This window comes from Pseudonocardia terrae, from assembly GCF_021343995.1.
GTDB lineage: Bacteria > Actinomycetota > Actinomycetes > Mycobacteriales > Pseudonocardiaceae > Pseudonocardia > Pseudonocardia terrae.
This window is the reverse complement of record NZ_JAJTTE010000008.1, coordinates 55,688-72,834: the sequence shown is the minus strand read 5'-3', so window position 1 is coordinate 72,834 and position 17,147 is coordinate 55,688. Positions and strand designations below refer to the sequence as shown.

General features: G+C 72.9%; 14 protein-coding genes, 1 tRNA gene and 1 pseudogene. 11 read left to right on the top strand and 5 right to left on the bottom strand.

The features are described 5' to 3' along the window. The first annotated feature begins 202 nt into the window (after positions 1-202). From sepX to LWC33_RS07490, 6 genes and pseudogenes are all read left to right on the top strand, one after another. Positions 203-1,633 carry a divisome protein SepX/GlpR gene (sepX, locus tag LWC33_RS36475; protein ID WP_372476563.1) on the top strand — a complete coding sequence of 477 codons (1,431 nt, stop codon included), beginning with the start codon at positions 203-205 and terminating at the stop codon, positions 1,631-1,633. Positions 1,634-1,678: 45 nt separating this feature from the next. After that, positions 1,679-1,754 (top strand) — tRNA-Ala (locus tag LWC33_RS07505). Positions 1,755-2,288: 534 nt separating this feature from the next. After that, positions 2,289-3,065, top strand: coding sequence for an ABC transporter substrate-binding protein (locus LWC33_RS07500; protein WP_308190920.1), 777 nt, complete (start codon positions 2,289-2,291; stop codon positions 3,063-3,065). A 10-nt stretch (positions 3,066-3,075) separates the two neighbouring features. Further along, positions 3,076-3,990 (top strand): annotated as a pseudogene (locus LWC33_RS36470) (MFS transporter); the annotation flags it as partial. Positions 3,991-4,025: 35 nt separating this feature from the next. Then, positions 4,026-4,376, top strand: coding sequence for an MFS transporter (locus LWC33_RS36465; protein WP_372476566.1), 351 nt, complete (start codon positions 4,026-4,028; stop codon positions 4,374-4,376). Between the two features lie 228 nt (positions 4,377-4,604). After that, positions 4,605-5,396, top strand: coding sequence for a helix-turn-helix domain-containing protein (locus LWC33_RS07490; RefSeq protein WP_233303502.1), 792 nt, complete (start codon positions 4,605-4,607; stop codon positions 5,394-5,396). Between the two features lie 95 nt (positions 5,397-5,491). Here LWC33_RS07490 and LWC33_RS35865 read toward each other — a convergent pair whose 3' ends face one another. Beyond that, positions 5,492-6,106, bottom strand: a complete 615-nt coding sequence (locus LWC33_RS35865) for a helix-turn-helix domain-containing protein (protein WP_233303501.1) — start codon at positions 6,104-6,106, stop codon at positions 5,492-5,494. Positions 6,107-6,212: 106 nt separating this feature from the next. Between LWC33_RS35865 and LWC33_RS07480 the strand changes: the two genes are divergently transcribed. Next, positions 6,213-7,046: a DMT family transporter gene (locus LWC33_RS07480; protein WP_233303500.1), complete on the top strand. Its 834-nt coding sequence runs from the start codon at positions 6,213-6,215 to the stop codon at positions 7,044-7,046. Between the two features lie 6 nt (positions 7,047-7,052). Here the strand turns inward: LWC33_RS07480 and LWC33_RS07475 are convergent, their stop codons facing one another. Next, positions 7,053-8,621 carry a dolichyl-phosphate-mannose--protein mannosyltransferase gene (locus LWC33_RS07475; protein WP_372476565.1) on the bottom strand — a complete coding sequence of 523 codons (1,569 nt, stop codon included), beginning with the start codon at positions 8,619-8,621 and terminating at the stop codon, positions 7,053-7,055. A gap of 129 nt (positions 8,622-8,750) precedes the next feature. Between LWC33_RS07475 and rsmI the strand changes: the two genes are divergently transcribed. Beyond that, on the top strand, positions 8,751-9,572 hold the full coding sequence (gene rsmI / locus LWC33_RS07470; RefSeq protein ID WP_233303499.1) for a 16S rRNA (cytidine(1402)-2'-O)-methyltransferase: 822 nt from the start codon (positions 8,751-8,753) through the stop codon (positions 9,570-9,572). A gap of 39 nt (positions 9,573-9,611) precedes the next feature. Here the strand turns inward: rsmI and LWC33_RS07465 are convergent, their stop codons facing one another. Next, positions 9,612-10,805, bottom strand: coding sequence for a cation:proton antiporter (locus LWC33_RS07465; RefSeq protein WP_233303498.1), 1,194 nt, complete (start codon positions 10,803-10,805; stop codon positions 9,612-9,614). Between the two features lie 3 nt (positions 10,806-10,808). Continuing rightward, entirely contained in the window at positions 10,809-11,291 is a 483-nt protein-coding gene (locus LWC33_RS07460) for a cation:proton antiporter regulatory subunit (RefSeq protein WP_232869735.1), read from the bottom strand. 155 nt (positions 11,292-11,446) lie between these two features. Between LWC33_RS07460 and metG the strand changes: the two genes are divergently transcribed. The 3 genes from metG to LWC33_RS35860 all read left to right on the top strand — a co-directional run bounded on the left by metG (position 11,447) and on the right by LWC33_RS35860 (position 16,467). Then, positions 11,447-13,237, top strand: a complete 1,791-nt coding sequence (gene metG / locus LWC33_RS07455) for a methionine--tRNA ligase (protein ID WP_233303497.1) — start codon at positions 11,447-11,449, stop codon at positions 13,235-13,237. Positions 13,238-13,324: 87 nt separating this feature from the next. Beyond that, positions 13,325-14,197, top strand: a complete 873-nt coding sequence (locus LWC33_RS07450; protein WP_233303496.1) for a TatD family hydrolase — start codon at positions 13,325-13,327, stop codon at positions 14,195-14,197. Between the two features lie 203 nt (positions 14,198-14,400). Continuing rightward, positions 14,401-16,467 carry a resuscitation-promoting factor gene (locus tag LWC33_RS35860; RefSeq protein WP_308190916.1) on the top strand — a complete coding sequence of 689 codons (2,067 nt, stop codon included), beginning with the start codon at positions 14,401-14,403 and terminating at the stop codon, positions 16,465-16,467. Here LWC33_RS35860 and LWC33_RS07435 read toward each other — a convergent pair. Beyond that, positions 16,464-17,135, bottom strand: a complete 672-nt coding sequence (locus LWC33_RS07435; protein WP_233303495.1) for an HAD-IA family hydrolase — start codon at positions 17,133-17,135, stop codon at positions 16,464-16,466. The two genes, LWC33_RS35860 and LWC33_RS07435, sit on opposite strands and share 4 nt — an antisense overlap. Between the last annotated feature and the right edge of the window lie 12 nt (positions 17,136-17,147).

Here is a 17,147-nt window from a genome sequence, read left to right as displayed (position 1 = left end):
GCGTCGTCGCGGACAGTGCTCACTCGTACACCACGCGTCACAACCGTCTCGGGGGAATCAGGGAACCCGGGTGTGATGACGGCGCGTCGCTCGCCGGATCCCACGTTCGGGCTCACTACGGTGGTGTCTCCGGGCGTGATCTTGGCTCCGGCTGCCGGAGGGGGACGCGTCTCGACTGCGCCGTTCGGGGGAGGAAGCAGCCGTGCCCAGCTCGCTGATCTTCGCGGGTCTCGTGGTGATCTGGCTGCTCATCCTCGTCCCGGCGGTCGCGCGACGGCAGCAGGAGGTCGTGCGGCCCAGTCCGGCCGCGCTCTCCGGCCGGGTGCTCGCGCGGCCCGTGCGGCACCGGACCCTGGAGGTGTACGGGATGGACACGGACGACGAGCGGGCCGCCGGCACTCTCGCGACGGGCGCCGGACCCGACCCGGAGACCCGTGTGCCCGCCGCCCGTGAGGCCGCGCCCGACGAGCGGGACGAGCCCGCGGACCGCGAGGGCACGGCGCTCCCCGTCGACCAGGACCATCACGAGGACAGCGACGACCGCGGGGAGCACGACGACCCGGACGGCCCCGCCGAGGCCGACCACGTGGCCGATATCGACGAGGCCGACACCGACGTGGCCGATATCGACGAGGCGGACACCGACGTGGCCGATATCGACGAGGCGGACACCGACGAGGCCGATGCGGACGAGGCCGGCCTGTACGAGGCCGACGACGAGCGGGACCGCGACGGGTCGGTGGCCGGGGACCCGGACGAAGGCTACGCCGCCGCGGGCTACTACTCCTGGGACGAGGAGGACCGGCACCGCGACGGCGGGGGCGCCGTCCCGGCCCGGCACGAGCCCCGGAACCACGACGACCTCGAGGAGCGGCGCCGGGAACGCCCGCCGGCCGCCTTCCGGCCCGGCCGGGGCGGGTTCGACGCCGAGGCGGCCGCCCTGGCCGCCCGCGCCCGCTACGCCTTCCGTCAGCGCGTGGTGATCGCGCTGCTGGTCCTGGCCGTGCTCACGGCGGGTGCCGCGCTGCTGGTGCTGCCCGCCCTCTGGTGGCTGCACGGCCTGGTCGACCTCGGGCTCGTCGGCTACCTGGTCTACCTGCGCCGCCAGGTCCGCCTGGAGGAGGCGATCCGGGCCCGCCGCGCCGCCCGGGGGGCCGGCACCCGCCGTCCCTCCGCCGCCGACGACCCCGCGCTCGACGACCGGGCCCGCCGGGGCCGTGAGGCCGCCGTCGAGCCCCGGGACGACGAGGACGGTGGGTTCGAGGACCGCGGGTACGACGAGGGGCCCGGCGAGTCGGCCGACGGGCATGACGCCGAGCACGACGACGCCGGGCACGACGACGCCGAGGACGACGAGGACTGGACCGCCGACGACGGCGAGCCGGACCGTGTCCGCGGTACCGGCGAGCCCGTCGGGGTGCTGCCCGCGAAGCGCCGCACGGTCGACGGCGACGAGTCGGCCGAGGTCGGCTTCGAGCCCGCCCTGCCGCGCCTCCAGCCGGCCCCGCCGCCCCCGCTGCCTGCGGGAACGGAGCTGGTCGACGTCGACGCGGACGACGACGAGCTGCCGCTGGACACCGACGGGAGCCTGCGCGGACCGGTGGGGGCATACCGCCGTGCAGCCGGTGAATAGCGGCTGATATGGTTCCTCCTGCACGGCCGGAAGGCCTGCAGGCCTGGGGCTGTAGCGCAGTTGGTAGCGCGTCTCGTTCGCATCGAGAAGGTCAGGGGTTCGATTCCCCTCAGCTCCACCACGAGTTCACCGTTCCCGATACCGACATGGTCGACGCCGTCGAGGCCCACGCCTCGGCGGCGTCGTCGTACGGGTGACAAGCTCGGTCAGGCCGGCGTGGCAGCGGGTCGCTCGGGCTGTGTCGTTACTCACGAGCGACGTCGTCCCGCACGCCCGTAGCCGGGCCCTCCGGGGGGCCGGGCGGTCTCCTGCCGGCACTGCCGCTCGACGGCGTCCTCCACTGCTCGGCGGCCTCGACTGCTTGGTGGCAGCCCGGCCAGGTCGTCACCGGGTGATGAGCGGCGGGAGCAACGTCCCTTTCTGCGGCCGCCTGCGCGGCGATGAGCGAATTGTTCCGAATGACGCCGATTCGCGGCGGTGCATGATCGGTGGGGTGAATGTTCCACGATATGGAACCCGGGATAGCGAGGCCGGTGGCGCACTGTTGCGACACAAAATGGCGCGCGGGCGACACGTCCGTATGGCACATCCCTTAAGCCGTGCGATACCTCTCCGGGGAGGCGCCGCGTGATCGAGCGGGCGCAGCTATCGACCTATTCTCCAAGGGCTTCACCGTGCACGTCGTGGACGGTATCGGCCCCACCGAGGTGATCACCCCGAGATCCTGAGGGGGCACATCGACCTGTATCCGGAGTACACGGGCGTGATGGTCTCGACGCTGGCGAACATCACCCCGGCGGCCCCGGGAGCGGCGGCGACCGGTTCGGCGCCACCCGAATCCTGGCAGCAGGCCTATGAGCAGGCCGCGCAGTTCGAGGACCGCCGCGGTTTCACGCTCCTGCAGCCGACGCCCTTCCAGGACGGGGAACGGTTGGCGGTGCTGCCCGAGTTCGCGCGGGCCCACGGACTGCAGTCGATGACCGATCTGACGAAACTGCCCTCATTCACCAATGGCGGCCCATCCGAGAACCAGACGCGTTACAAGGGCATTGTCGGAATGCGCCAGGCCTACGGGCTCACCAACGCCGTCTTCGTGCCGTTCACGATCGGCGACCAGTACCCGGCGCTCCTCGACCACCGGGTCGACACGATCGCGATCTTCACGACCGACGGCCAGCTGGCGGCGAACAAGTACGTGCTCCTGAGCGACCCCAAGAACATCTTCGGCTACCAGAACGCCGCACCGGTGGTCAACAAGGGCGTTCTGCAGCGCGAAGGTCCCGAGTTCGCCCAGACCCTCAACGCGGTCTGCAGCCATCTGACGACGGAGGTGATGCAGCGCCTGAACGGTGAGGTGGTGCTCGGGCATCGCACCCCCGCGGACGTCGCGCACGAGTTCCTCGCCGCCGAGTTGTCCGTAGCGGCCCAGTGAGGGCGTCCCGGTGCGCAGCACGCATGCACGGGCGACCGGGCGACGGGTGGGCGGGAGAAGCGTGGTCCTCGCGCAGATCACCAAGGAGCTGGACCTCTCGCTCGTCGAGGTCGGCCTGGTCGGTGCGTCGACACTGATCGGGATCTTCTTCGGCAGCCCGATCGTCGGCTACCTCACCGATCGCTTCGGGAGGCGGCGGCTGTTCACGATCGACATCGTCGCCTTCATCATCCTCGGTGCGTTGCAGCTCTTCGTCACGACCGGTTGGCAGCTGGTGCTCGTGCGGCTGCTGCTCGGGGTGGCGATCGGCGCCGAGTACGCGATCGGCTCGGCGATGCTCGCCGAGCTGAGCCCGTCACACGGCCGCGGCGGGCGGCTGTCCTGGCTGGTGACCATGTGGTACGTGCGCTTCCTGGTCTCGGTCGTGGCCGCCTACGTGCTCACCGACGCGAACGTGCCGTGGCGCTGGATCCTCGCGTCGAGCGCGCTCCCGGCGATCGTGACGTTCGTGCTGCGCTACGGGCTGCCGGAGTCGCCGCGCTGGCTGATGAGCCGCGACCGGGTCGAGGAAGCCCGCCAGATCGTCAACAAGTACCTCGGTGGGGAGTCCTACTTCACGACCGAACAGCTCGCGGGTGAGTCGGTCCGGCCCGCCGAGATGCGCGAGCTGTTGGCGCCCGGCATGCGGACTCGCACCGCGTTCTGCTGCATCTTCTGGTTCGCGCTGCTCGCTCCCTATTTCGCGATCTTCACCTTCGCGCCGCTGGTGTTCTCCACGCTCAACATCTCCGACGAGCGGGTCAGCACGATCGCGGCGAACGGCGTCGCGGCGCTCGGCGCGGTGGCCGGAACGCTCGTCATCGAACGGACCGGCCGCCGGCCGTTGCTGATCTGGTCCTTCTGGGTGACGACGGTCACGCTCGCGGTGATCGTGGCTGGGCGGCCGCACCCGGGATCATCGTGGTCCTCTGTTTCGCGCTCTTCTCGTTCTTCAACGCGATCTCCGGCGATCTCACCGGTGTGTACCCGAGCGAGCTGTTCCCGGCGGAGTTGCGGGCGAGCGGGATCGGCGTGGCCGCCGCGTTCAGCCGTCTCGGCGCCGCGAGCGGCACCTTCTTGCTGCCGCTCGGCATCGCCAGTGTCGGCGTCGGGCCGAGCATGCTCGTGGGCGCGGCGATCTGCGCGATCGGACTGGCCGCGACCTACGCCTGGGCACCCGAGACCACCGGCATCTCGCTCACCCGGACGAGCCAGGTCACGGGGCAGTCGGCACCGCCCCAGCCCCCAGGGCAGGTACCGGCTTCCGTGTGACGCCCGGCCCGGCCGAGGGCCGTCATCAATGTTGGCGATTCCCGTCCACCCCGGCGGGCCCGTGGACAGCCGTGGACACCCCTGTCCGGAGATCGCGGACAGCGGCCTCCGGGCCGGTGGGCGACCGTCCCGGTGATCTTGAAGGAGGGGACGACCTGCACCGACGTCTGTCCATGGACGGAACCGGGGATCTTCCCGGTGGGCACCGGCGTGCCGATACTTCGCCGTGTGCCGGACACGTCGACCGATCAAGGGCGGGACACCCCGCAGCGCTTCTGCGCGGACTTCGCGCGGGAGCTGAGCGGACGCGGGGTCTCCGTCCGCGACGCCGCCGACCGCTCGGGCTGGAGCAAGAGCGCCATCGGCAACGCACGGACCGGGCCCCGGCTGCCGCGTCGCGAGCTCGTCGTCGACGTGCTGTCGGCCATCGGGCTCGACGCTCCGGCGCTGCAGGACTGGACGCTGCGCCACGCCGCCCTGTCCATGATCGATCCGGACGAGCCGGCCCCGGTGGTGGACCCGGCGCTGCCACCTGCGACCCCGGCCCGGTCGCGGCGGTCGCCGCTGCTCGTGGCGGGGGTGTCGGTCCTGGTGGGGGCGATCGTCGCGGGCCTGGTGGTGTACGTCGTCGTCCGGCCGGGGCCGCCCGCCCCGCCCCTGGCCGTCGCGTCGGCGGTCGTGACGGTGCAGAACAAGATCGCGCTCGGCGCCGCGGACCTGGTGGAGGACACCTCGCCGGCCTATCTGTCGGCGCGGCCGCAGCCCTACTGCGCGCGCGAGGGCTGCAAGCTCGACGGGACCGACCTGACCAGCGGCGCGCTGCTGCCCGCGACGTGCACGGTCCACGGCGCCGAGATGTGGAACTACAACCTCGACTCGCCCGCCGTCGCGAACCCCGCTCGGGCCCGCTCGGACCTCTGGTACCGGCTGAGCTGGCCGGACGGGCGCAGCGGCTACCTGTCCGAGGTCTACCTCGAGGCGGGGTCACGCGGCGGGCTCGGCCTGCCCGCCTGCTCCTGAGGTCCGGGCGTCCGGCGCGGCGGAGGGGTCCGTGCCGTGCGCCCGTCCACCTGCGGCACCGTCGCCCGCTCGGGCCGGGCGATGGTGCCGTGCGGTCAGTCCGGCTCGGCGGGGGCGATCGAGGTCGGCGGGACCAGCCCGGCGTCCCCCGGCTGCAGCACGACCATCGTGAAGCGCACCGGCCCGTCGCCCGCGCCGGAGTAGCGGTGCGGCACGTGCGCCTGGAACATCACCGTGTCGCCCTCGCCGAGCTCGTGCTCCACCGTGCCGACGCGGAGCCCGAGCCGGCCGTCGAGCACGGACAGCACCTCGGCGGTGCCGATCGGATGGGCCTCGCCGTCGAAGGCGTCGCCGGCCTGCAGGGTCCAGTCCCACAGCTCGACGACGTCCGGCGGGTCGGTCCCGATCCGGAACACCGCGGTGCTCCCGGCCTCGCTGCTCCACAGGGGCACGGCCTGCTCCGCCCGCCGGACGACGACGCGGGGCGTGGCGTCGCCGTCGACCAGGGAGGTCACCCCGACCCGCAGGGCCTCGGCCAGGTGTACCAGCGTGCCGATGCTGGGGTTGCCGCGCGCGGTCTCGATCTGGATCACCGTGCCGCGGCTGACCCCGGACGCGGCGGCGAGCGCGTCGATGGTCATGCGCCGCTGCTGGCGGAGGGCGCGGACGTTGCGGCCGATCGCGGTGGCGACGTCGTCGGGGGACTGCACCGATCCATTCTGCCGTACTCCGAGGGATACTCGGTTGTACTTCTCCGGTGACGGCCGTACAGTTCAGCGACGTGTCCCCGCTCGTCCAGTTCGTTGTACCCCGCTGATGGCCGCCGGCGTCGCTGCACCGTCGGCCCTGCTGTCCGCCGCCACCTACGGGTTCGCCGACTTCGCGGGCGGGCTCGCCGCCCGCCGCGCGCCCGTCCTCACCGTGACGGTGATCGCCCAGATCGCGGGCCTGGTCGCCCTCTTCCCCGGGCTCCTGCTGGTCCCCGGCAGCCCGAGCGTCCCTGCGGCGTGGATCGGCGCCCTGGCCGGGCTCGCGGGCGCCTCCGGGCTGCTGCTCTACTTCCGCGGCCTCGCCGTCGGGCCGATGGGCACGGTGGCGCCGCTCTCGGCCGTCGTCGCCGCCGGTCTGCCGCTGCTGGTCGGCATCCTCGGCGGGGAGCGCCCCGGGCCGTGGACGATCGTCGGCATGCTGGTGGCGCTGGTCGCGATCGTGCTGGCCACCACCGGTTCCCGCCGGGAGAAGGCCGCACTCAACGGGGTGCTGCTCGGCCTGGCCTCGGGAGCGGGGTTCGGCCTCTTCTTCGTGATCCTCGACGCCACCCCCGGTGACTCGGGCCTCTGGCCGCTCGTCTTCGGACGGATGGCCTCCGTGAGCCTGCTGCTGATCCTCACCCTGATCCGCCGTCCCGGGCGTCCCGGCAACGCCTGGCTGATGGTCGCCAGCGGCGTTCTGGACTCCGCGGCCAACGTCTTCTTCCTGCTCGCCACCCGGGTCGGCTCCCTCGGCGTGACCTCGGTGATCGTCGCGCTCTACCCGGTCGCCGTCGTGCTGCTGGCCCGCGCGATCCTGCGCGAGCGCCTCACGGCGGTGCAGCTGGTGAGCGTGGTGCTGGCGGTGGGCGCCAGCGTCACGCTGGCGGGCGGCGGCTGAGCGGCCTCAGCGCCAGGACGGCAGCCAGAGCTCGGCCTGCCAGTGCTCGGGCGTGATCGGCAGGCCGACGAGGATCGGCCAGAGCCAGGCGAAGTTGGCGACCACGGCGCCGACCCACAGCGCGACGACGAGCAGGCCGGTGCGCCGGCGTTCCGACCCCGCCCGCCGGGCCCGGCCCAGGATGTCGCCCATGACCAGCACGGTGGCCAGCACCAGGAACGGCGCCACCGGCGTCATGTAGAAGAAGTACATCTGCCGGTCGATGTTGAGGAACCACGGCAGGAAGCCGGCCGCGTAGCCGACGAGCACCGCCGCGTAGCGCCAGTCCGCGCGGGTGACCGTGCGCCAGATCCCCCACACCAGGACCGGGATCGCCGGCCACCACAGCGCGGGCGTGCCCACCAGCATCACGGCGCTGGTGCACTCGGTGGCGTCGCAGCCGTTGACCGACGCGCTGGACTCGTAGAAGTAGAGCATCGGGCGCAGGCCCATGGGCCAGGTCCAGGGCTTCGACTCCCATGGGTGCGGGTGTCCGACCGGGGTGTCCAGGCTCTCGTGGAAGGCCAGGACGTGGCCGCTGTAGTACCAGAGCGACCGCAGCGCGGCGGGGACCACCGACCAGGGCCCGCCGCTCCCGACCTGGTTGCCCACGGCGTGCCGGTCGATGCCGACCTCGCTGCCGAACCAGGCCCACCAGCAGCTCAGATAGGTCAGCACGGGCACCAGGAGCAGCGCCCACAGCGCCGGAGCCAGGTCCCGGCGCAGGGTCCCCGCCCACGGCCGCGCGACGCCGGCGGCCCGCCGCGCCGACACGTCCCACAGCACGACGAGGACGCCGAAGAACGCCACCCAGTAGATGCCCGACCACTTCACGCCGCAGGCCAGGCCCAGCAGCACGCCCGTGGCCAGCCGCCACCAGCGCACGCCGAGCCGGGGGCCGAACGGCGACCCGTCGATCCGGTCCGCGACCGAGGCGAGCCGTTCCCGGACGTCGTCGCGGTCCCGGACGAGCGTGCAGAAGGCGGCGAGCACGAAGAAGGCCTGGAAGACGTCGAGCATCCCGACCCGGGCCTGGACGTGCGACACGCCGTCGCAGATCAGCAGCACCCCGGCGAGGCCGCCGAGCAGCGTCGAGCGCGTGAGCCGCCGCGCGACCCGCACGATCATGAGGATCATCAGCGTGCCGCACAGGGCCGCCGCCACCCGCCAGCCCACCGAGTCGTAGCCGAAGATCCACTCGCCGATCGCGATCAGCTGCTTGCCCAGCGGCGGGTGCGCGACGAGCTCGTAGCCCGGGTTGTCCTCGACGCCGCCGTTGCGCAGCATCTGCCAGGCCTGCGGCACGTAGTGCTTCTCGTCGAAGACCGGGGTGCCGGAGTCGGTCGGGTAGCCCAGCCCGGCGAACCGCAGGACCCCGCCGAGCACGGCGAGGGTGATCGCGAGCAGCCAGCTGCGGACGGTGTCGGTGGGCGGCGGGGGCCCGAGCCGGATGGTGGGGTCCGGCTCCGGGGGCCGCAGCGGCGGCGGCGTGCCGACGGTGACGGCGCCGGTGACGTCGGGCTCGTCGTCGGCCACCACCCGGTCGGCCCGCACGAAACCCTTCGCGCCGACGGAGCCCTTCGCGCCCACGGAGTTCACCGAGCCCACAGCGGTCCCGGCCCGCGCCCCGATCGGCTCCACCGGCCCGATCGTAGGCTCAGGGGCATGCTCGTTCTCGCCGCCACCCCGCTGGGCGACGCCCGGGACGCCTCGGTCCGGCTGCGGGAGGCGATCGCCACCGCCGACGTCGTCGCGGCCGAGGACACCCGGCGGTTCCGGGCGCTCGCCGCGGCCCTCGACGTCCCCGTACGGGGCACGGTGCTCAGCCACTACGACGCCGTCGAGACGGCCCGGCTGCCCGGCCTGCTCGACGACGTCCGGGCGGGCCGGACCGTCCTCGTCGTGACCGACGCCGGGATGCCGGCGGTGTCCGACCCCGGGTACCGGCTGGTGGCGGCCGCGGCGGCGGAGGACCTGCCGATCACCTGCCTGCCCGGCCCGTCGGCCGTGACGACCGCGCTGGTCCTGTCCGGCCTGCCGTGCGACCGGTTCTGCTTCGAGGGCTTCGCGCCGCGCAAGACCGGTGACCGGGCGCGGTGGCTCGCGCAGCTCCTCCACGAGCCGCGGGCGGTCGTGTTCTTCGAGTCCCCGCACCGGCTCGGCGACACGCTCCGGACGGCCGTCGAGGTACTGGGACCGGAGCGGGCCGCCGCGGTGTGCCGGGAGCTGACGAAGACCTACGAGGAGGTCCGCCGCGGCCCGCTCGCCGAGCTGGCGGAGTGGGCCGCGGGCGAGGTGCGCGGCGAGATCACCGTGGTGCTCGCCGGCGCCGCGCCCACGGCCGCCCCGCCCGTCGAGTCCCTGGTGCCGGCGGTGCAGGAGCGGGTCGCCGAGGGCGAGCGGCTCAAGGACGCCGTGGCCGCGGTGGCCAAGGCCGCCGGGGTCGGGAAGCGCGAGCTCTACAACGCCACCCTGCAGTCCTCGTGAGTGGCAGGTGCCGCTGCGGCGGCCCTGCCACGCACGGGATCAGTTGCCGGCGGTCGGGGCCGGCGCGGGGGCGGCCCGGCGCTGCAGTGCGCGGGCGACCGGCTCCACGAACTTCGCCGCGATCGGGCCGAGGATCGCCATGATCAGCACGTACGCGGTCGCCAGCGCGGCCAGTTGCGCCGGCACGGCGGCGTAGGACACCGCGAGACCCGCGATGACGATCGAGAACTCCCCGCGGGCGATCAGCGCGGCGCCCGCGCGGGCCCGACCGAGTTTCCCGATGCCCTGGCGCCGGGCCGCCCACCATCCGGTGCCGATCTTGGTCAGCGAGGTCGCGACGGCGAGCACGACCGCCCAGCCGAGCACCGGCGGGATCGCCTTCGGGTCGGTGTTCAGCCCGAAGACCACGAAGAACACCGCCGCGAACAGGTCCCGCAGCGGTTCCAGCAGTCGGGTGGCGTTGTGTGCCGTGGACCCGGAGATCGCGATGCCCAGCAGGAACGCGCCGACCGCGGCGGAGACCTGCAGCGCCGAGGCCAGCCCGGCGACGAGCAGCGCCGCCCCGAGCACCTTGAGCAGGAAGACCTCGCGGTCCGGGCTGTCGACGACCGCCGAGACGTAGCGGCCCCAGCGCAGCGCCACCAGCAGGACGACGGCGATCACCGCGACCGAGATCCCGACGGCCTCGAGCCCGCCGACGAACGTCACGCCGATCAGCAAGGCGGTGAGGATCGGCAGGTAGACCGCCATGACCAGGTCCTCGAACACGAGGATCGACAGCACGACCGGCGTCTCGCGGTTACCGAGCCGGCCCAGGTCGGACAGCACCTTGGCGACGATCCCGGACGACGAGATGTACGTGACGCCGCCCATCACCATCGCCCCGACCGGACCCCAGCCGAGGATCAGCGCCACCGCCACGCCCGGCGCGGCGTTGAGCACGATGTCGAGCACGCCGCCGCTCCACGAGCGTTTGAGTCCGGTCATCAGCTCTGCGGCGGAGTACTCCAGGCCCAGCAGCAACAGCAGCAGGACGACGCCGACCTCGCTGGCCAGCGACGTGAACTCGCCGATGTCGCCGAGCGGGAAGAGCCCGCCGGTGCCGAAGCAGAGCCCACCGACGAGGTAGAGCGGGATGGGGGAGAGGCCGATCCGGCCCGCGAGCCGGCCGAGCAGCCCGAGCCCGAAGAAGACGGCGCCGAGCTCGATCAGTTCGAGCGCGGTGTGGTCCACGGGCTATCCGTTCTTGAGGATCTTGACGGCGTTGTCGAGCCCCTCGGACGTGCCGACGGTGACCAGCAGGTCCCCGGCGGTCAGGGTGAAGTCGGGCGTGGGGGACGGGTGCGCCTGGCCGGCTCGCATCACCGCGACCACCGAGACGCTCGTCCGGGTACGCAGGGCGGTGTCGCCCAGCGTCCGGCCGTCGTACGGGCTGTTCTCCAGCACCGGGATCTGCCGGGTGTGGATACCCGGGAGGTCCTTGTGCTCCTCGTTGAGCTGCGCGACCAGCTGCGGCGCGCCGAGCAGGTTGGCCAGCGCCGAGGCCTCCTCGGCGGTCAGCGGCAGTTCGGCCAGGCAGGCGTCCGGATCGTCGGACTTGGAGAGGATCAGCTCGATCTGGCCGTCGCGGTGGGTGACGACACCGACGCGACGGCCGTTGCGCAGGGCGAAGTCCTTGCGCACGCCGATCCCGGGCAGGGGAGTGACCTCCACGTTCACGCCCCAACGGTAACCCGGACGATCGTGACGTCTCGCAACCGAGGATCGATCGCCGGGATGGCGGGGTGGCTCAGCGGCGCGCTGCCGCGGCCGACTCCGATCACCCTGTCGTGGGCGGCGGAAAGCCGGTTCGTCGCCGGGCCTACGCTGGTCACATGAGTTCCTCCGTGCTGACCGCCGTGGCGTGGCCGTACGCCAACGGTCCGCGGCACATCGGCCACGTCTCCGGCTTCGGTGTGCCCTCCGACGTCTTCTCGCGCTTCCGGCGGATGACGGGCGACCGGGTGCTCATGGTCAGCGGCACGGACGAGCACGGCACCCCGATCCAGGTGCAGGCCGACGCGGAGAACCTCACCCCGCGCCAGCTCGCCGACAAGTACAACAAGGTCATCACCGAGGACCTGCAGGGCCTCGGGCTGTCGTACGACCTGTTCACCCGGACCACGACGTCGAACCACTACGACGTCACGCAGCAGATGTTCCTGTCGCTGTACAAGAACGGGTACATCGTCCCGAAGACCCAGATGGGCGCGATCAGCCCGTCCACGGGCCGCACGCTGCCGGACCGCTACGTCGAGGGCACCTGCCCGATCTGCGGCTACGACGGCGCGCGCGGCGACCAGTGCGACAACTGCGGCAACCAGCTCGACCCCGCCGACCTGATCAACCCGCGGTCGCGGATCAACGGCGAGACGCCGAAGTTCGTCGAGACCGAGCACTTCTTCCTCGACCTGCCCGCCTTCTCCGAGTCGCTGGGCCGCTGGCTGTCCACGCGCACCGACTGGCGACCGAACGTGCTCAAGTTCAGCGCCAACCTCATCGAGGACCTCAAGCCGCGGGCCATCACCCGTGACCTCGACTGGGGCGTCCCGGTGCCGCTCGACGGCTGGAGCGACAACCCGCTGAAGCGGATCTACGTCTGGTTCGACGCCGTCATCGGGTACCTCTCGGCGTCGATCGAGTGGGCCCGCCGCGGCCCCGACCCGGAAGCCTGGCAGCAGTGGTGGACCGACCCGGCCGCCCAGGGCTACTACTTCATGGGCAAGGACAACATCACCTTCCATTCGGTGATGTGGCCGGCGATCCTGCTCGGGCACAACGGCCAGGGCGACCGCGGCGGCGAGCCCGGCACGTTCGGCACGCTGAACCTGCCCAGCGAGATCGTGTCGTCGGAGTACCTCACGATGAGCGGGTCGAAGTTCTCGACCTCGCGCGGCACCGTGATCTACGTCGGGGACTTCCTGCGGGAGTTCGGGCCGGACGCGCTGCGCTACTTCATCGCCGTCGCCGGGCCGGAGAACCAGGACACGGACTTCACCTGGGAGGAGTTCGTCCGGCGGATCAACTTCGAGCTGGCCAACGAGTGGGGCAACCTCGTCAACCGCTCGATCTCGATGGCGCACAAGAACGTGGGCGCGATCCCGAAGCCCACGGCGCCCACCGAGGCCGACGCGGCGCTGCTCGCCACCTCGAGGGCCGGCTTCGACACCGTCGGGGACCTGCTGCGGCGCAACCGCTTCAAGCAGGCAGTCACCGAGGCCATGCGGGTCGTGGGCGCGGCCAACAAGTACATCTCCGACCAGGAGCCCTGGAAGCGCAAGGACGACCCGGACCGCCGGGACACGATCCTGCACACCGCGCTGCAGGTGGTGTCCGACGCGAACACCCTGCTCACCCCGTTCCTCCCGCACGCCGCGCAGAAGGTGCACGAGGCGCTGGGCGGCGAGGGCGTGTGGGCGGCCCAGCCGGAGATCCGCTCGGTGGAGGACCTCGGCGACGGCCCGGACTACTCGGTCCTCACCGGGGACTACGCCGAGCAGCAGGCGACCTGGGAGTCGCGGCCGATCGAGGTCGGCCGACCGCTGGCCAAGCCGACCCCGCTGTTCGCCAAGCTCGCCCCCGAGCTCGGCGAGACCGGCCCGGAGTGGGCCCCGATCCGGAAGTGACCCGCCCTCCGATCGCAGTGGGGATCCATGATGGGTTCAGCAACGGCGTTGTGAGCCGTCATGGATCCATGACGCAGGTGGGCGTCGATGGCTAGGCGCGAGCGTCCGGAGCTCCCCGAGCCGCTGGGCGCGCCCACCGTCGATGCCCACACTCACCTCGACGCCTGCGGCTGCGAGACCGCCGGGGACGTCGCCGCCGCCATGGACCGGGCCGCCGCCGTCGGCGTCGCCCGCGCGGTCACGGTGGCCGACGACCTGGCGGCCGCCCGGTGGGCCGTGCAGGCTTCGCACTGGGACGAGCGGGTGGTGGCGGCGGTCGCGCTGCACCCGACCCGCACCGCCGCCGTCACCGACCCCGAGTTCGCCGAGATCGAACGGCTGGCCGCCGATCCGCGCGTGGTGGCGGTCGGCGAGACGGGCCTGGACTACTACTGGGACTACTCGCCACCCGAAGCTCAGCAGGCCTCCTTCCGGTGGCACATCGACCTCGCCAAACGGCTCGGCAAGCCGCTGATGATCCACGACCGTGAGGCGCACGCCGACGTGCTGCGGATCCTTCGGGAGGAGGGCGCGCCGGAGACCGTGGTCTTCCACTGCTTCTCCGGCGACGCCGCGATGGCCCGCGAGTGCGCCGACGCCGGTTACGTTCTGTCGTTCGCCGGGCCGGTGACCTTCCGCAACGCCGCCGCGCTCCGCGAGGCCGCGGTGATCCCCGACGACGACCACCTGCTCGTCGAGACGGACGCCCCGTTCCTCACCCCCCACCCGCACCGCGGTCGGGCCAACGAGCCCTACTGTCTGCCGTGGACGGTGCGTGGCCTCGCCGGAGTCCGTGGCGTGCAGGCGGATGTGCTCGCCGCGATCACCGGTCGCAACGCCGAGCGGGTCTTCGGGCTCGCCGACCTGCCGCCCGTCGCGGCTGTGACGTCGCCGGACGGTCGGGCACCGCGCTCGGCGTAGCCGACGCACCGTTCGGCGCTGCCGAGCGCGTCGGGGTCGAACCCGGCGACCACGGCCCGTTACGGTTCCGTGATCGCCCAGCCGGGAGGGGTCCGCTCCCCAGCACCGGCGCGGCGACGAGTGACCGGGCGTTCCCCGACGCCGCCAGCCCCGGTCACCGTCACGCGCCACCCCTGCCCGGTCCGACGAGCGTCTGGAAGCCAGTGGTCGACGTATCTGCTCGCGCGCGCCGGCGTGCGGTCCGGGTCCGCCTGGGACTCGAGTCGCTGGAGCACGCCGAGCGGCCGGGCACGACCGACGCGCCGACGCTGCGGCCGGGCCCGTGGCTGGAGTACGACGACGGGGCCGACGAGAGCCCCGCCCCGCCGGAGGACCTGCGCGGGTACGCCGACTCCGGCGCCCCGGTCCAGGACTACGTGCCGGGCTCCTGGTGGACCGAGGCCGAGGAGATCGAGGCGGACGCGGGGCCCGGCCGGGCGGGAGGCGCGTGGCTCGACCGCTCCGACCGGATCTGGGCCGAGGAGGTCTGGGCCGAGAAGGTGTGGGGCGAGAACACCCCGGCCGGTGAGGCGGAGCCCTTCACCGCCCCGTTCGCGGCGGTCGAGGTGTCCCGGACGCCCGCTGCGCTCGAAGCGCCGGTGGGACCGGGCGCCCTGGACACCGTGCCCGCCGGGGGCAGCTGGTTCGACGAGGCACCGACGGGCGGCATGCCGCGGGTGGAGCCCCTCGTCCGCCAGGGCGAGACCGGGCGCATCGACACCGGCGGGTTCGTCGCGCTGGAGGACACGGGCCGGTTCCCGGCACTCGAGGACACCGCTCGGGTCGACTCGGGCGGGTTCCTCGCGGTCGAGGACATGGGGCGGCTCGGCTCGGGCGGGTTCGCCGCGGTCGAGGACACGGGGCGGCTGGACTCCGGCGCCCTCGCCGTCGCCCCGCCTGCACCCGCCACCGAGCCGGACACCCGCATCGACGTCGAGCCCGTGACCGAGGCGTTCGCCGTCGTCGCCCCGCCGGCCCCGGCGCCACCGGAGGCCGAACCCGAGCCGCTGACGGTCACTCCCGCGCCCGCCGCCCCCCGCGCCGTGACCACGCCCACGCCCGCGACCCGGGCCGCGACCACGACCCGTCGCACGACCCCGCCCGCCCCCACCGGCGGGAAGTCCGGGTTCGGTGCCCGCGCGGTCGCCCTCGCCGCCCTGCTCACCCTCACCGCGGGCAGTGCGACGGCGCTGGCGATGGACAAGTCCGTGACGGTGACGGTCGACGGCCAGGACCGCGTCCTGCACACCTACGCCGACGACGTCGCCGGCGTGCTGGCCGCGGCAGGGATCGCCGCGAACCCCCAGGACCGCGTGGAGCCCGCGCCGACCACCGAGATCGCCGACGGCGACCAGGTGATCGTCAACCGGGCGCGGATGCTCACGCTCACCGAGGGCGGCCAGACCCGCAACGTCTGGACCACGGCGTCGTCGGTCGACGAGGCCCTCAAGGGCCTGGGCGTGAACGTCCAGCCGATCCAGATGTCGCTCGCGCCGGACACACGGATCCCGATGGGCGGCCTCGACGTCCGCGTCGAGGTGCAGCGCACGGTCACCCTCGCCGACGGCACCAACCCGCCCGAGCAGATCACCACCAGCGCCGGGACCATCGCCGGGCTGCTGGCGGACAAGGGCATCACCCTCGGCCCGGACGACGTGTCGGTCCCCAGCAGCGACACCCAGCTGACCGACGGCATGCAGATCCACCTCGTGCGCAACGGCGTCGGCGAGGTCGTCGAGGTGCGCCGGACCGACCCGCCGGTGCAGGAGATCGAGGACCCGGAGCTGCCCCGGGGGAAGCGCGAGGTCGTCGACCCGGGTGCGCCGGGCGAGCAGACCGCCGTGATGCGCGTGTACGTGCAGAACGGCCGGGAGGTCCGCCGCGAGCAGATCCGCGCCGGCGCGAGCACCGCGCCGCGAGCGCGGATCGTCAAGGTCGGCACCAACGACGAGCAGCCCGAGGTGCCGGCGATCTCCGACGGCGCCGTCTGGGACCGGCTCGCGCAGTGCGAGGCCGGCGGCAACTGGGCGATCAACACCGGCAACGGCTACTACGGCGGCGTCCAGTTCGACGCCTCCACCTGGCGCGCCTACGGCGGCACCCAGTACGCGCCGCTGCCGAACCAGGCCAGCCGCGAGGAGCAGATCGCCGTGGCCAGCAAGGTCCGCGACTCCCGCGGCGGCTACGGCGCCTGGCCCGCCTGCGCCCGCAAGCTCGGCCTGCCCAACTAGAAGGTGCCCGGCCAGAAGGTTCCCGGGGCGAGGTCGAGGGCCTGCTCCAGGTCGGCGAGGGCCTGGTCCTCGCTCGTCACCTTGATCGCGCGCATGCCCAGTGCGGCGGCCGGCTTGCAGTTGATGCCGAGGTCGTCGAGGTACACGCAGTCCTCGGGCCGCACCCCGAGCCCGGTGCAGGCCAGCTCGTAGATCGCGGGATCGGGCTTGCGCACCCCGACCTTGCTGCTCTCCACCACGTACTCGAACCGCGCCATGATCGCGGCGATCTCGGCGGCGCGCTCTTCGGTGGCGGACATCTGGGCGCCGTGCCCGGCGGGCACGTTGTTGGTGATGCACCCGAGCCGGTGGCCCCGCTCCTTGAGCAGGTCGAGCGCCGCGACCATCCGCGGCCGGACGGCGCCGGAGAGCACCGCCAGGACGACACTGCCGGGCAGGTCGTGGCCGAGCGCGCGGGCCTCGGCCGCGAACTCGGCGTCGAACGCCGCGGCGTCGATCTCCGCGCGCTCGAACCGGGCCCAGGCGTTGGAGTCCGGGTTCGTGGAGTTGATCTGCCGGACGAGGTCCTTGGGCAGGCCGCGTTCGGCCTCGATCCGGGCGAACGCCTCGAAGGGGGAGGCGGTGATCACGCCGCCGAAGTCGAACACGACGGCCGGGAGGTCGGTCATGATGCGACTGTA

Bases quoted from the DNA above. Each gene is read 5' to 3' on its own strand.
- LWC33_RS07480 (WP_233303500.1), top strand. From the start codon at position 6,213: ATGGCCGCCGGCGTCGCTGCACCGTCGGCCCTGCTGTCCGCCGCCACC.
- rsmI (WP_233303499.1), top strand. From the start codon at position 8,751: ATGCTCGTTCTCGCCGCCACCCCGCTGGGCGACGCCCGGGACGCCTCG.
- metG (WP_233303497.1), top strand. From the start codon at position 11,447: ATGAGTTCCTCCGTGCTGACCGCCGTGGCGTGGCCGTACGCCAACGGT.
- LWC33_RS07450 (WP_233303496.1), top strand. From the start codon at position 13,325: ATGGCTAGGCGCGAGCGTCCGGAGCTCCCCGAGCCGCTGGGCGCGCCC.
- LWC33_RS07435 (WP_233303495.1), bottom strand. From the start codon at position 17,135: ATGACCGACCTCCCGGCCGTCGTGTTCGACTTCGGCGGCGTGATCACC.